The 14,972-nt window shown below is 32.7% G+C and carries 13 protein-coding genes and 1 pseudogene; 9 read left to right on the top strand and 5 right to left on the bottom strand.

The annotated features are described in order from the left end of the window. Nucleotides 1-4: 4 nt before the first annotated feature. The 5 genes from HMPREF2897_RS02785 to HMPREF2897_RS02765 all read right to left on the bottom strand — a co-directional run bounded on the left by HMPREF2897_RS02785 (nt 5) and on the right by HMPREF2897_RS02765 (nt 5,052). Nucleotides 5-694, bottom strand: a complete 690-nt coding sequence (locus HMPREF2897_RS02785) for an ABC transporter ATP-binding protein (RefSeq protein ID WP_002487502.1) — start codon at nt 692-694, stop codon at nt 5-7. A 14-nt stretch (nt 695-708) separates the two neighbouring features. Beyond that, nucleotides 709-1,629, bottom strand: coding sequence for an ABC transporter permease (locus HMPREF2897_RS12745; RefSeq protein ID WP_002446844.1), 921 nt, complete (start codon nt 1,627-1,629; stop codon nt 709-711). Then, nucleotides 1,626-2,792 (bottom strand): ABC transporter permease, encoded by a 1,167-nt coding sequence (locus tag HMPREF2897_RS02775; protein ID WP_002446845.1) that lies wholly within the window; start codon nt 2,790-2,792, stop codon nt 1,626-1,628. The genes HMPREF2897_RS12745 and HMPREF2897_RS02775 overlap by 4 nt, the downstream gene beginning before the upstream one ends. A gap of 158 nt (nt 2,793-2,950) precedes the next feature. Continuing rightward, the gene (locus HMPREF2897_RS02770) at nt 2,951-4,435 is read right to left on the bottom strand and encodes a DUF6583 family protein (RefSeq protein ID WP_002446846.1); all 1,485 of its coding nucleotides are present in this window, start codon (nt 4,433-4,435) and stop codon (nt 2,951-2,953) included. A 44-nt stretch (nt 4,436-4,479) separates the two neighbouring features. Then, nucleotides 4,480-5,052: a DUF5067 domain-containing protein gene (locus HMPREF2897_RS02765; RefSeq protein ID WP_070592626.1), complete on the bottom strand. Its 573-nt coding sequence runs from the start codon at nt 5,050-5,052 to the stop codon at nt 4,480-4,482. Nucleotides 5,053-5,628: 576 nt separating this feature from the next. Here HMPREF2897_RS02765 and cntK point away from each other — a divergent pair. The 9 genes and pseudogenes from cntK (at nt 5,629) to HMPREF2897_RS02720 (ending at nt 14,782) form a co-directional block, all read left to right on the top strand. Continuing rightward, nucleotides 5,629-6,467, top strand: a pseudogene (gene cntK, locus HMPREF2897_RS02760) (histidine racemase CntK). Next, nucleotides 6,464-7,279: a staphylopine biosynthesis enzyme CntL gene (gene cntL, locus HMPREF2897_RS02755; protein ID WP_002446851.1), complete on the top strand. Its 816-nt coding sequence runs from the start codon at nt 6,464-6,466 to the stop codon at nt 7,277-7,279. Before cntK ends, cntL begins: the two are co-directional and overlap by 4 nt. After that, complete coding sequence (gene cntM, locus HMPREF2897_RS02750; protein WP_070592624.1) at nt 7,272-8,564, top strand: staphylopine biosynthesis dehydrogenase; 1,293 nt, start codon at nt 7,272-7,274, stop codon at nt 8,562-8,564. The genes cntL and cntM overlap by 8 nt, the downstream gene beginning before the upstream one ends. A gap of 50 nt (nt 8,565-8,614) precedes the next feature. Next, nucleotides 8,615-10,213, top strand: a complete 1,599-nt coding sequence (gene cntA, locus HMPREF2897_RS02745) for a staphylopine-dependent metal ABC transporter substrate-binding lipoprotein CntA (protein WP_002446853.1) — start codon at nt 8,615-8,617, stop codon at nt 10,211-10,213. Between the two features lie 12 nt (nt 10,214-10,225). Further along, a complete protein-coding gene (gene opp1B, locus HMPREF2897_RS02740) occupies nt 10,226-11,161 on the top strand; it encodes a nickel/cobalt ABC transporter permease (RefSeq protein ID WP_002446854.1) in 936 nt (311 codons plus the stop codon). Next, a complete protein-coding gene (gene opp1C / locus HMPREF2897_RS02735; RefSeq protein WP_070592622.1) occupies nt 11,158-12,036 on the top strand; it encodes a staphylopine uptake ABC transporter permease subunit CntC in 879 nt (292 codons plus the stop codon). The genes opp1B and opp1C overlap by 4 nt, the downstream gene beginning before the upstream one ends. Next, a complete protein-coding gene (locus HMPREF2897_RS02730) occupies nt 12,023-12,838 on the top strand; it encodes a staphylopine uptake ABC transporter ATP-binding protein CntD (protein WP_070592621.1) in 816 nt (271 codons plus the stop codon). The genes opp1C and HMPREF2897_RS02730 overlap by 14 nt, the downstream gene beginning before the upstream one ends. Continuing rightward, nucleotides 12,831-13,580 (top strand): ABC transporter ATP-binding protein, encoded by a 750-nt coding sequence (locus tag HMPREF2897_RS02725; protein ID WP_002446857.1) that lies wholly within the window; start codon nt 12,831-12,833, stop codon nt 13,578-13,580. The genes HMPREF2897_RS02730 and HMPREF2897_RS02725 overlap by 8 nt, the downstream gene beginning before the upstream one ends. A gap of 11 nt (nt 13,581-13,591) precedes the next feature. Beyond that, a complete protein-coding gene (locus HMPREF2897_RS02720) occupies nt 13,592-14,782 on the top strand; it encodes a staphylopine family metallophore export MFS transporter CntE (RefSeq protein WP_070592619.1) in 1,191 nt (396 codons plus the stop codon). Nucleotides 14,783-14,972: the final 190 nt, after the last annotated feature.

Raw genomic sequence — 14,972 nt, 5'->3', positions numbered from 1 at the left:
CAACTTAAGATTTCGTATTATCAGCTAAGGCATTTGCATATTTTTTAAAAGACCAACCTTTATTTTCTAAAATATCAGGATAAAAAGGATTTTGACCTATAACTTTAATATCATCTGCTAGTGCTTCAACTTCGTCTAAATGATGTGTCGTCATGATGATTAAACATTGATCGGTCATTTGTTGTAATAAGTTGTGAATATCATATCTTGATTCTAGATCGATGCCTTCTGTTGGCTCATCTAGAATAAGTATTTTAGGCCGACTAAGTAGACCTATCATAATATTGACTTTACGTTTATTTCCACCAGAAAGGTTAGATACTTTCACTTTTGTATCAGTAAAGTTTAATTGTGATAAATAAGAATGAAGTGTTTCATCTGAAATAGGATTTTCACAAAGTGACTTGAAAAACTCAATGTTTTCCATGACAGTCATATGCTCGAATAATGCGATGTCTTGAGGGACATAGCCTACAATATGACGTATTCGACGTCTTGATATATATTGATTGAAGTATTGAATACGTCCTTCATCTGCATTCTCAATACCTGCAATTAAACGCAATAATGTAGATTTTCCAGCACCATTTTCACCTAATAAAATAGTAATTTTATGAGGTTGAAATTGCATATCTAGGGAATCGAAAATATGCTTCTTTTTATAGCTTTTTGAAACATTTTGAATATCTATCATTGAATATAACTCCTTTACAATTGAATCCATAAATATATGATACCTATCGCTACTGTATAAATAATAGCCATAAATATACGATGACTAAGGACATTAATTTTAAAAAGTAATAAAGCAATACCTGCCTCATAAAATAAAACTATAATTAGTGTTTTTAAGTAGAAAAGAATGCTTAATGGTTGATGCATAAAAAGACTGATCATCAATAGCATGAGCATCAGTATGACCACATGTACACTGATATAAGTCAAGTATAGTTTAAGTTGACTATAAGGTACCAAATATAATCTTCCGAGAGGTGCGTTCTGTTTAAGACGTTGATGTAATAGGATTTGGATAACACTTACAAAGATGACGACAACAAATACAATGCCAATTGAAATGGATTGATGAGCATGTTTATTGATAGCTACACTTTTTATTTTAGATTGAGGTGTATGAGAATAATAAGATTGTTTCACTTTATCTAAGGATTGTGGTTGTTTCATATCATCAAGATGTTCATGAATAATATTAGGGATTTGTTGTTCGTATAATGATCGACTGATTATTTCCATAGCAATATGTCCTATAAAATCATCTCTGCTATATAATGGAAGAGTCTTATTTAAATCATTAGCTTTAAGGTGTTTAGAGAAATCCTTAGGTATTTCAAGGCTTGCAATGACTTCTTTCTTTTTTACCAAATCATCGATATAAAAATCATCATGAGATAAATGTTTTACTGTTACATACTGATTTTGCTCTATATCTTTAATTAATTTTTTCGAAGCGGAACTATGGTCCATATCTTGAATGGCGATAGGTATTTTAAAATTTTGCTGAGCCAATTTTTGTCCTAACCATAGAGTTCCTAAAGCGATTAGTATCGTGCTAATAAGAAACACATATTGTAACCATTGTTTCTTAATGACGAGTTGAATGTATGGTTTCATCGGCGATACCTCCATACTAAAACAATGATGAATAGTATCAATAGTGTAATAAAACTTAAATAAAATGCTGGATGTGTGTCTAAAATATAGTTATTGAGTGTTATTTCTAACATTTGATTAGTAACCAAACTAAATGGTTGTGTAATGATTACATCATTAAGCATGTGTTTAAAGAAGATAGTAGGGATAATTATCCCAGAAAAAATAACGATAACAAAGCTAAGTAATAATTTGAGTAGAAAGTTTACCCATGAACGAGTAATTAAGTCTATAAGTAATAAGCATAAGACGAGTAACGTAACGTAATAAGTGAGTTGTAAAGCTACCGTTGGCCAATTGTATTTTTCAAATGGGGCATTGAGAGCATGAGTAATCCAGATAAAGCCAATAAATGCCCATATGAGTGAATAAAACCATGCAATGATACCTCGAACTATCGTGAGCTTTTCAAAGGAAAAATGAAACATTTGCAAGCGTTCTTTGAGTGCAGTTTCTTGATTCATTTTTAGTACTGTATAAAGTGATAAACACAATATAAAGATAGACAAAAGAAATCCAGTGACTACATAATAACTACTGGTGTCATAAATATGTATGGGTTCAAAATTAAATGAACCTGAACGATTTAAACCGGTAAATAACATATCAATCAATGTCATTGCTACGTCTTCATTTGAAGGATCTTTAGCTAATTGGTTAAAGCTTAGCACACCGCCCATTGATAACATTAAACGGTCATAAACTGAGCGTGTTAATTGATTAACCACGACACTGTTACTTGATTGTTCATCATATGTATAAACAGTTATAGGAAGGCTACCATCTTTATAAAAAGTATCGGTCATACCACGGTCGAAGACAAAGTATCCTTGTAATTGATTCTGTTTAAGCAGATGTTGCGCTTGATTCTCATTATAAGTTTTGAGAGCAGCATTTTTGCCAAGATTGTTGCCTTTACCCACAGTGTTTAAAATTAGTTTTGTTTCTTTAGAATGATCTTTATCAACGATACCAATATTAAATTTTGAATCATTTTGATTAATGTGCTGGATAGTTGTTAAAGTTACGATGAGCGTCAATAATATCAATATTAAATATAAAAATAGATACCACTTTTTAAGTAAAAATGAGTGGTATATATGAAACAATTTGAAAGATTTCAAGTGACCACTCCTAGCGAATTCAAGATAAAAGGGGTGAGACTATCATTCGTAAAGTTTCAATTGAATGTGAGTCCCACCCCGTGAGATTAACCAGTATATGACCTACCTTTTATAGGTGGTGAAAGTCATTGTCGTTCAATCGCTTAGCATTCTATGAATTAATCATCTAGCTTTTTAAAGACTGATTTGACAATGTCTTTTTGTTTATCCTTAATTTCATCTGATAATTTATCTTTATCTTTCTTAGATAATGAATTAAAGTCCGTTGCATTATCGGTATTAAAATCAATGCGCTCTTTAAGTTTTGAATTAGCATTGATAACAATATTAATAGGCTCTTCGTCTAGTTTAAATCCAATATTTAATGTTTGTTTTTGAAGATTATTTTTAGCGTCTGTTTCTAAATTGTCTTCATAATTTACTTTATAATGATCGATAGCATTATCGATAGTAATAGTTCCAGTATCTTTACGTTTTGAATCTTTTACGCTCTCTTTATTATTTAAATGAACATTTAGACGTTCATAGTCTACGTCACCACTATATTTATAGTCATCTTTATAATGCTTTCCGTCTTTCTTAGAAGATCCTTTAATGTTATGTGTGTTTCCATCACTAGTTACTTTATAATCGACTTCGATATTGTCATCTATCACATTCGTGCCTTTGATAGTCGTTTTTTCACCGTCGCTATCAGTAACTGTGATGTTACGTTTTAGTATTTGATGCTTTTGTTGGTAGATAGTTGATTTAATTTTTGGAAATTCTTTAGTTTGTTTATCTTGAGCATCTTCAAGTTGCTCTTCGATTTCTTTTTTATACTCTTTTTCATTAATGCTTGATAAACGTTGTAATTCTTTATCGTTTTTAGCTTTTTTTAATGCTGCGACAGTGATTTTTTTAGCTTTATCACGACTTATATTTAAAGTGATAGGTTTTAAATTTTTTGTTTCACCGTCAATTTTAACTTTTTCTTTTTTACCTTTTTCAAAGTCATCATCTTCTAATTGATCGATGACTAAATCTGTATATCGCTTAAACAGTTTTTCAACATCTTCTTGTTGAGAATGAACAATACCCAATTTATTATTCAGGTCAAAGTTTGCATTTGAAAGTCCCTCATCTTTATAGTCAGAAGGATCTTCATCAAAGATTTGAGCAGCTGTTTCTAATAGTTCTGAGTTTTTGACGCTGTACTTTTTCTTGAATAAGGGTGATTCGAAGAATTGCGTTGAATCATTTGCTGTCCATTGGAACTTACCAATATCTTTATCTAATATTTTAGGTGATACGCTCATGATTCCTTTATTTGATTTTGGATCATGACCGATAGTTCCAGTTATTTTAGAACTATCTAAAATAGTTTTAGGTAAACCAAGATCTTTTAGATATTCCTTAGATGCATTAGCATGTAAATCATACGTATTAACATAAGAATTATCTTTTAATTTTTTTTGGAATTTCTTTTCGTTACTAAAACGATGATCAACATAAGATTTCACATTTTTAGCGGTCTTTTTTTCGCTCAGTAAATATGCGTTTTTAGGTGTATTTGTTACAAAGGCATATACACCCCAAGCAATCCCCAAAAGAATGATTAATCCAAGTACGATAGGCACTATAATTTTAATTTTTTTAGACATTAAATATCCTCCCAAAATGTGTCTATATCTCCATATCTATGTTTTTAATTTTCTTTAATTTTAAATTCTTTAGTACCCACTTTTCCGTTATAGCTATGATTTGGGTCTTTAGCTTCAAGTGTTACTGGTGTTTTAGTGTCTTTCAATTTAAAGAACATAACACCTTTTACTTTTCCATCTTTGTTAATTTTGTTACCCATATTTTCTTCATATTTTTCCTTTAAATCAGTATCATGTCCACCGCCAATTTCTAAACTTCTCTTAACATCTTTAGAATTTTGATAAATATCAAATGATTCGATAAATGCTGAAGATGCTGTTAGGTCTTTGTCTTTTTTATTTTTAACACCATAGATGATAGCGATACTTGGTTTTTTGTCATCATCGTACTTAGATGCTTTGACAGTTTTGGCTTCTAAAATTTCAATATCAAAATTGTCTGTTGTTAATTTATCATTTTTGAATTTCGCTGTTGTTTTATCTTCATTGTCATTTTCGTCTACAGAAACGCTATCTGTAGAATTAGATGAAGAATCATTTTTAGATTCGTCATTTTTGTCACCACATGCCCCTAAAACGAGTGTTGACGCAAATAATAGTGCTAATACTTTTTTCATTATTAATATCCTCCCGTAAATAAAAAATAAAATAAATATGTAAACGTAAAATATCCTAATAATAATAATTTCAATATATTAATATAATGGATATTTTCGCTATTAAGTATATCATTTGTATTGCTTAATAGTAATACTTTTATTTAAATATTCTATGAAATCTATAGCATTACCAACAAAGAAGATAATTAAAATATTGTTAGTATTTATATATTTGTTTTTATAATTTTGTGTCATTTAATTTAGTTAAACTTTTCTGTTTATATTCTCTAATAAAAACACTTCAGATGATAATTGAATTTAAATTCATTTAAAGCGTATCAACCAAGTTTTTAAATATAGACATTTGTACTTTTTATCGTAGATATTTATAAGAATATTCATTTCACTTTATTCTATTAATTGAAAATAATTATCATTTATATTGACAACTGTATGTGCCTCGTTTAATATAATTCTCAAATCGTAACAATTACGATTTGTTTTATGCAATTGTTTTAAGTTATTGATTTTAATGAGATTAATCATTTTTATTAACAATTTAATTTGAAAATTTACAATAAAAAGGAGTGTTTTATGCAACGTCAAGTGGTCGAATTTTCAAAATATAATCCATCTGGGAATATGACAATTCTTTTCATTCAAAGCATCAACCGAGCGAATACGCCGCGATTGCACATCAGTTGATGGCGACAACACATGTGTGTTGTGAACAAGTAGGGTTTATTGAATCAGTAAACTATGAAAATGGGGATAACTATCACTTGGTAATGAGTGGAAATGAATTTTGTGGTAATGCGACTATGTCTTACATTCACTATTTAAAAGAACGTTTATTAATACAGCATCAACAATTTCAATTAAGAGTTTCGGGATGTTCTCATCCTGTAGAGTGCAAAGTTCATTCGCAACATTATGAAGTGACTATGCCAAAAGTACATCAAGTTAAGGAAAGATTTGTGAAATTAGGGGACCAACAGTTTAAAGCATTTGAAATTAGCTACGATACATACATTCATTACGTGTTGATGTGTGATGGTGTAGATTTAGCAATGAAACAGCGCGTGGAAGATTTTGTCAGTGCGCAAACATGGCATCAACAATTTAAAACGATTGGCGTCATGCTTTTTCAACAAGATAAACAATTCATATATCCACTGATACATATACCTAAAATAGGGAGCTTAATCTGGGAAAATAGCTGTGGTTCAGGAGCGGCTTCTATCGGTGTGTTGGTTAATTATCTAACAGATCATGATATTCAAGATTACCTAGTTAATCAACCCGGAGGCAGTATTATTGTCTCATCCAGAAAGTCTGAACAAAATGAATACCAAACAACGATTAAGGGTCAAGTTTCAACTGTCGCAACAGGACAAGCATATATAGAACAGGAGACAATGACGCAAATATGAATGATCATACAAAAATAGAGAACCAATTACAATATTATTTAGAACAATTTACGTACTTACATCAACTCGTTTTGGAAGATAGTCAGCACATTGTTGATTTAGAAAATTTGATTGATGAATACAGTCAATGGATACTTCAACCTTTGGCAGAGCATCACTATTTAACATGGAACGATTTAGAAACAAAAATGAGCTTAACCAAGAAGCTTCAAGAGGTATCAGCAAAATGTGTGAAACAGGTAGAAGTTATTCGCGCACAACGTTTGTTGAATGGTAGGGCGACCACGTCAGGTTATTTCGAAAATATAGAGCATTGTATTAATGCAGAATTCGGAAGATGGCAAATTGGAAAAAATGACAAATTATTACTGATTGGTTCAGGAGCATATCCTATGACATTGATTCAAGTTGCTAAAGAAACTGGCGCTGCGGTTATTGGTATAGATATAGATTCGGAAGCAGTTGATTTAGGGCAACGTGTCGTCAATGTACTAGCGCCAAATGAAGATATCATTATTAGTAATCAAACAGTTGATCAATTAGAAGACATCCAATCTGTGACACATATTATATTCAGTTCGACGATACCTATCAAATATGACATTTTGAATGAACTTTACACATTGACGAATGATGAAGTTGTTGTAGTTATGCGATACGGTGATGATATAAAAGCATTGTTTAATTATCCATCTCAAGCAACTGACGAAACACAGTGGCGATGTGAAGAACTACAAACACGACCGAAGCAGATTTTTGATATTGCACTTTATCGTAAAGTGGCATCAAAAGTTGGTGTTGAACATGTCTAAAATATTAATGGTTGGTAGTGGACCGGTCGCTATTCAACTTGCTCGACTATGTTATTTACATGGAGAACATATAGTTGATATGGTGAGTCGCGTTCATGCATCAACCAAATCTAAGAGAGTCTTTGATGTGTATCAACGTGATGGCTTTTTTTCAGTAATGACTCAAAATGATGCACATCAGTGTTTTTCAGGTAAGTTTACGGTTAGACATTTTTTTAAAGATGTTAAAGATATTACGGAATATTATGACGTGGTGATTTTAGCATGTACTGCCGATGCGTATCGACCGATATTACAGCAATTATCTAAGTCTACACTAAAGCGTATTAAACAAATCATTTTGGTCTCACCAACATTAGGATCACATATGCTTGTTAAACAATTACTATCAGATGTTCATTGTGAAGGTGAAGTGATTTCATTTTCCACTTATCTAGGCGATACCCGAGTCTTTGATAAAGCGCAACCACATTGTGTCCTAACCACACGAGTTAAATCAAAATTATTCGTAGGTTCGACTCAATCTCAGTCTATGACGTTGTGTAAGCTTAAGTCTTTATTTGACTATTTGAATATAGAATTAACAACGATGGACACACCACTACATGCGGAGATACATAATAGTTCACTTTATGTACACCCACCATTGTTTATGAATCAATTTTCATTAAAGGCGGTATTTGAAGGGACGAAATTACCAGTATATGTATATAAGCTATTTCCAGAGGGGCCAATCACAATGACCTTAATACACGAAATGCGATTAATGTGGCAAGAAATGATGATGATATTAAAACAATTAAAGGTACCTTCGGTCAATCTTCTAAAGTTTATGGTGAAAGAAAACTACCCTATACGTTATGAGACCATGCGTGAAGTAGATATTGAAAACTTTGAAAATTTACCAGCTATTCATCAAGAGTATCTACTTTATGTGCGATATACAGCAATTTTAATCGATCCGTTTTCTAATCCGGACGATCAAGGTGCATATTTTGATTTTTCTGCCGTACCATACAAACATGTTGATACTGATGAACAAGGAGTCATACATATACCACGCATGCCGAGTGAAGATTATTATCGTACTTTGATAATTCAAGCGATTGGAAGAGCATTAAACGTTGCAACACCGATGATTGACACATTGTTATTACGTTATGAAAATACTGTTAAACAATACTGTGACACACATTTACATCAACAACTATCAAGGCAATTCGAATTACATCATTTTAAACAGGATTTAGCGTTAGTGACGAACTACTTAACTTTTTATAAATAAAAAACGTAATGATATAAGTTTACATATTTTCGAAAAGAAAGAGGAAAGCAATGAATAAACTCACAAAACTAAGTACAGTCATTTTTGTATCTGGAATTATTTTAGCCGGTTGTGGAAGTAACAAAGAACTAACAGAGAAAAAAGAGAATAAAGTATTATCATATACAACTGTCAAAGATATTGGAGATATGAATCCCCATGTTTATGGAGGTTCAATGTCAGCAGAAAGTATGATTTATGAGCCGTTAGTTCGCAATACCAAGGATGGTATTAAGCCATTATTAGCAAAAAAATGGGACATTTCACCTGATGGTAAGACATATACGTTTCATTTAAGGGATGATGTATCTTTTCATGATGGTACGAAATTTGATGCAGATGCAGTGAAGAAAAACATCGATGCAGTACAACAAAATAAGAAACTACATTCATGGTTAAGACTTTCAACACTGATTGATGATGTCAAAGTTAAGGATAAGTATACGATACAACTACATTTGAAGGAAGCTTATCAACCTGCGTTAGCAGAACTAGCTATGCCACGACCATACGTTTTTGTATCGCCTAAAGATTTTAAACACGGCACAACCAAAGATGGTGTGAAATCATTTGACGGTACAGGACCATTTAAAATGGGTGAACACAAAAAAGATATATCTGCAGAATTTAATAAAAATAATCAATATTGGGGAGAAAAGGCAAAATTAAATAAAGTAGAAGCAAAAGTTAAACCTGCAGGAGAAACAGCATTTTTATCAATGAAAAAAGGAGAAACCAACTTTGCTTATACAGATGATAGAGGTACAGACAGCTTAGATAAAGATAGTTTAAAACAATTAAAAGAAACCGGAAGCTACCAAGTAAAACGTAGTCAAGCTATGAATACAAAAATGCTTGTTGTTAATTCTGGTAAGAAAGATAGTGCAGTCAGTGATAAAGCCGTCAGACAAGCATTAGGTCACATGGTAAATAGAGATAAAATAGCTCAAGATATTTTAGACAAACAAGAAAAACCAGCCACACAATTATTTGCTAAAAATGTGACAGATATAAACTTTAATTTACCAACAAGAACATATGATAAGAAAAAAGCACAAGCGTTATTAGACAAGGCTGGATGGGTGCTTTCAAAAGATCGACAAGTTCGTCAAAAAGAGGGCAAAGATTTGAATCTTAAATTGTATTATGACAAAGGGTCTTCCAGTCAAAAAGAACAAGCTGAATTCTTAGAAGCAGAATTTAAGAAGTTAGGTGTACAACTAGATATAAACGGAGAAACGTCAGATAAAGTAGCTGAACGTCGTAGTTCTGGTGATTACGATTTAATGTTTAATCAAACATGGGGGCTATTATATGATCCTCAGAGTACATTAGCAGCATTTAAGACGAAAACGGGATATGAAAGTGCAACATTAGGTATTAAGAATAAGACACAACTGTACAAAGATATTGATGATGCTTTCAAAATTCAAGATGCAAAGGCACGTTCAAAAGCGTATCAGCAAATTTTAAAACAAGTAGACGATGAAGGTGTCTTTATTCCAATTACTCACGGCAGAATGACTGTTGTTGCACCTAAAGATTTACAAAAATTATCCTTTACACAATCACAATATGAGCTTCCATTTAATGAAATGCAATATAAATAAAGGAGCGTCGTCATGGTTAAATTTATTATGAAACGTCTTACGCTCATGATTCCATTATTAATTGTAGTGACTTTTATGACTTTCATGATGACCTATCTCACGAACGAAGATCCAGCCGTAACAATTTTACATGCCCAAGGAACACCTAATATAACAGAAGATTTAATAGCTGAAACTAAAGAAAAATATGGATTAAATCAACCGATATTCACGCAATATAAAAATTGGCTTGTTGATGCCTTGCAGTTTAAATTTGGAACGAGTTATATCACAGGGGATCCAGTATCTGAGCGTATGGGTCCAGCGTTTATGAATACATTAAAACTCACTTTGATTTCCAGTGTGGTGGTGATGATAACATCTGTTGTTCTAGGCATAGTGAGTGCTTTGACTAGTGGTCGATTTACAGATCGTGCTATACGTTCAATAGCTTTTCTACTAACAGCTCTGCCTTCATATTGGGTAGCTTCAATATTAGTTATTTATGTATCTGTAAAACTCAATTTATTACCAACCTCAGGACTCACAGGTCCAGAAAGTTATATTCTTCCAGTCTTTGTTATTACGATTACCTATGCAGGAATTTATTTTAGAAATGTCCGACGATCTATGCTTGAACAATTAAATGAAGATTATGTTTTGTATTTAAAAGCTAGTGGTGTACCTCGTCTGACAATGTTGCTGCATGTATTACGTAATGCATTACAGGTAGCCGTATCTATTTTTTGTATGTCGATACCAATGATCATGGGAGGTTTAGTCGTTATTGAAAATGTATTTGCGTGGCCAGGTTTAGGACCATTAAGTGTTAAAGCGATTACTGAACATGATTTTCCAGTAATTCAAGCATACGTGCTCATTGTCGCGGTGTTGTTTATTCTTTTTAATACACTTGCAGATATCATTAATGCAATATTAAATCCGCGTTTAAGGGAGGCAATGAAATGATTGTGTTACGTCGTCTATTTCAAGATAGAGGTGCCATAGTTGCTATAGCTATTATTACAATCTACGTAGTGCTTGGAGTTTTAGCTCCTTTAATTACATTTTATGAACCGAATCACATTGATACAGCAAATAAATTTGCTGGTATAAGTTGGTCTCACTGGTTGGGGACAGACCATTTAGGCCGGGACGTATTAACACGGATAATATACGCCATAAGACCTAGTTTGTTATATGTATTTGTCGCATTGATTATTTCCGTTGTGATAGGAGCGATACTTGGGTTTATTTCAGGTTATTTCCCAGGTTATATCGATGCAATAATTATGCGTATATACGATGTGATGTTAGCTTTTCCAAGCTATGTGGTGACATTGGCATTGATTACGTTGTTTGGCATGGGTGTAGAAAATATTATTATTGCGTTTATATTGACTCGATGGGCGTGGTTTTGTCGCGTGATTCGAACCAGTGTAATGCAATATATTGAAGCTGATCATGTAAAATTTGCCAAAGTAATTGGTATGAATGATTTAACAATCATTCGCAAACATATTTTGCCACTAACCTTTACTGACATAGCGATTATTGCTAGTAGTTCGATGTGCTCAATGATATTACAAATGTCAGGATTCTCGTTCCTTGGATTAGGTGTTAAGGCACCTACAGCCGAATGGGGGATGATGCTTAATGAAGCACGAAAAGTAATGTTCACACATCCTGGAATGATGATGACAACAGGTGTGGCTATCGTCATAATTGTAATGGCGTTTAACTTTTTATCAGATGCTTTACAAATGGCGATTGATCCTCGTATGTCCTCTAAAGAGAAACGACTGGCATTGAAGAAAGGTGTGAAAGCACATGACATTGCTTAAAGTAGCGCATTTAAGAATTAAGGACACATGGTCAGATGAGACACTCGTTGATAACGTGAATTTCACAGTTCAATGTGGTGAAACATTAGGTATTATTGGAGAAAGTGGAAGCGGAAAATCGATTACTTGTAAAGCATTAATAGGTTTAAATGCTCAACGTTTATCTGTAAGCGGAGATATCTTTTTTAAACATCAAAATTTAAATACAATAACTGAAAAGCAACTACGCAAAATTCGTGGTAAAGATATTGCTATGATTATGCAACAAGGAACACGAGCATTTGATCCTTCAACTAAAGTGGGGAAGCAAATGATTGAAACTTTGCGTGCACATACGACATTATCAAAGCAACAAATAAAACAAGAACTCATTCATTATATGACGTATATGAAGTTGAAAGATCCCCGTTCGTTATTAAAAGCATATCCCTACATGTTGTCAGGTGGGATGCTTCAACGTATGATGATTGCACTAGCATTGGCATTGAAACCTAAATTGATTATTGCTGATGAGCCGACCACAGCATTAGATACCATTACACAATATGAAGTTATCAATTCTTTTAAAGATATAAAACAACATTTTGATTGCGCCATGATTTTTATATCTCATGACCTCACAGTGATTAATAAAATTGCAGATCGTGTTGTAGTTATGAAAGAAGGTCGCGTGATAGAAGAAGGTCGAACAAATATGGTATTACAACAACCTCGTCATCACTATACAGCTTATTTATTATCTACTAAAAAGACAATTCATGATTATTTTCAGTTAGTGCTGAGGGGTGATTTCAATGCTTAAGGTTCAAAATGTTATTAAATTTTATGGAAAAAAATCAATATTTCGTGATAAACGTATTCCTGTAGTTAAAGGCGTGTCATTTGATTGCCCCACTGGTGCATCAATAGCAATTATTGGAGAAAGTGGAAGTGGAAAGTCTACGTTGAGTCGTATGATTTTAGGACTAGAAAAACCAGATCAAGGACAAGTGACGTTGGACGGTCAGCCTGTTCATTTTAAAAAAGTGAGACGTCATCGAATTGCTGCGGTTTTTCAAGACTATACTTCTTCTTTGCATCCTTTTCATACTGTCAAAGATATTTTGTTTGAAGTAATGAATCAGTGTCGATGTACTTCGAAGGAGAATATGGAAGAGTATGTAACAGCGTTACTACGTGAAGTAGGGTTAAAATCTGATTGTTTGTATTGTTATCCACATATGCTTTCAGGTGGAGAAGCACAGCGTGTAGCTATTGCACGTGCGATATGTATGCAACCAGATTATATATTATTTGATGAGGCGATTAGTTCATTAGATATGTCTATGCAAACACAAATATTAGATTTATTGAAAAGGTTACGTCACTCACATCAGCTGAGTTATATTTTTATTACTCATGATATACAAGCTGCCACGTATATATGTGATGACTTGCTTATTTTTAAAAATGGCTGTATCGAAGCTAGGACATCTATAAATGAATTGCATAGGCAACAAAATGGTTATACAAGAGAACTGATTGATAAACAACTATCAATCTAAGGAGTGACAATATGAAAGGTGCCATGTCTTGGCCATTTTTAAGATTATATATTTTAACATTGATGTTTTTTAGTGCGAATGCCATACTCAATGTTTTCATACCTCTAAGAGGACATGACTTGGAGGCGACGAATACCGTAATTGGAATTGTAATGGGAGCTTACATGCTAACGGCAATGCTATTTCGCCCTTGGGCTGGTCAAATTATTGCACGTGTAGGACCGATTAAAGTATTGCGTATTATATTATTGATTAATGCTATGGCACTGGTATTATATGGGTTTACAGGACTTGAAGGTTATTTGGTTGCACGTATCATGCAAGGTGTATGTACGGCATTCTTCTCAATGTCTTTACAATTGGGTATTATAGATGCTTTACCTGAAAAATATCGTTCAGAAGGTGTATCTCTCTATTCATTGTTTTCAACAATTCCCAATTTATTAGGACCATTAATTGCAGTTGGGATTTGGCACGTGGAAAATATGACCATATTTGCTATTGTTATGATTTTTATTGCAGTAACAACAACCTTATTTGGTTATAGAACTACTTTTGCAAATACACAAAAAGAGGTATCACCAAAAGAAGAAGTCTTACCTTTTAATGCAATGACTGTATATGTTCAATTTTTTAAAAATAAAGCACTCTTCTGCAGTGGTATGATTATGATTTTGTCATCTATCGTGTTTGGTGCGATGAGTACTTTTATACCATTATATACAGTTAGGGAAGGTTTCGCGAATGCAGGTATTTTCCTTACAATTCAAGCCATTACAGTAGTGATAGCTAGATTTTATTTACGTAAGTATGTACCATCTGATGGTTTATGGCATCACCGGTTTATGATGATTGTCTTAACGTTACTGATGATTGCTTCAATCATTGTAGCTTTTGGACCACAAATATTGAGTATATTTGTATATATAAGTGCAATCTTTATTGGAATAACACAAGCGCTCGTTTATCCTACATTGACAACGTATTTAAGTTTTGTCTTACCAAAGATAGGACGTAATATGTTATTAGGATTGTTTATAGCATGTGCAGATTTAGGGATTTCACTAGGAGGTGTGCTAATGGGGCCAATATCAGATACGGTAGGATTTAAATGGATGTATATTTTATGCGCTTTATTGGTTACTATTGCAATGATACTAAGTAAAATTAGACAAGGACAAAGTGTTTCTAAAGCTTCATAGCAGAACTACATAAAAATAACGAAAAATTTTAAGGGAGCCTCCAGTTTGTCTGAGGTTACACTCCCGTACATGTAAAAATAATCGATTTATTTACTTTGTTAAAACGAAAGAAATGAAATTGTATCAAAATTTTATTGCATTAGAATATTCACGCTTTTTGATTACAATAGAAGAAATTTTTACATTCATA

It is taken from the genome of Staphylococcus sp. HMSC065D05, assembly GCF_001813195.1.
Lineage (GTDB): Bacteria > Bacillota > Bacilli > Staphylococcales > Staphylococcaceae > Staphylococcus > Staphylococcus epidermidis.
The sequence above is the reverse complement of the archived record's forward strand: the minus strand, read 5'-3'. Positions and strand labels throughout refer to the sequence as shown.

Coding starts and splice junctions, on each gene's coding strand:
- cntM (WP_070592624.1), top strand. CDS start 7,272: ATGTCTAAAATATTAATGGTTGGTAGTGGACCGGTCGCTATTCAACTT.
- HMPREF2897_RS02730 (WP_070592621.1), top strand. CDS start 12,023: ATGACATTGCTTAAAGTAGCGCATTTAAGAATTAAGGACACATGGTCA.
- HMPREF2897_RS12745 (WP_002446844.1), bottom strand. CDS start 1,629: ATGAAACCATACATTCAACTCGTCATTAAGAAACAATGGTTACAATAT.
- HMPREF2897_RS02720 (WP_070592619.1), top strand. CDS start 13,592: ATGAAAGGTGCCATGTCTTGGCCATTTTTAAGATTATATATTTTAACA.
- HMPREF2897_RS02765 (WP_070592626.1), bottom strand. CDS start 5,052: ATGAAAAAAGTATTAGCACTATTATTTGCGTCAACACTCGTTTTAGGG.
- HMPREF2897_RS02785 (WP_002487502.1), bottom strand. CDS start 694: ATGATAGATATTCAAAATGTTTCAAAAAGCTATAAAAAGAAGCATATT.
- cntA (WP_002446853.1), top strand. CDS start 8,615: ATGAATAAACTCACAAAACTAAGTACAGTCATTTTTGTATCTGGAATT.
- HMPREF2897_RS02725 (WP_002446857.1), top strand. CDS start 12,831: ATGCTTAAGGTTCAAAATGTTATTAAATTTTATGGAAAAAAATCAATA.
- HMPREF2897_RS02770 (WP_002446846.1), bottom strand. CDS start 4,435: ATGTCTAAAAAAATTAAAATTATAGTGCCTATCGTACTTGGATTAATC.
- opp1B (WP_002446854.1), top strand. CDS start 10,226: ATGGTTAAATTTATTATGAAACGTCTTACGCTCATGATTCCATTATTA.
- cntL (WP_002446851.1), top strand. CDS start 6,464: ATGAATGATCATACAAAAATAGAGAACCAATTACAATATTATTTAGAA.
- opp1C (WP_070592622.1), top strand. CDS start 11,158: ATGATTGTGTTACGTCGTCTATTTCAAGATAGAGGTGCCATAGTTGCT.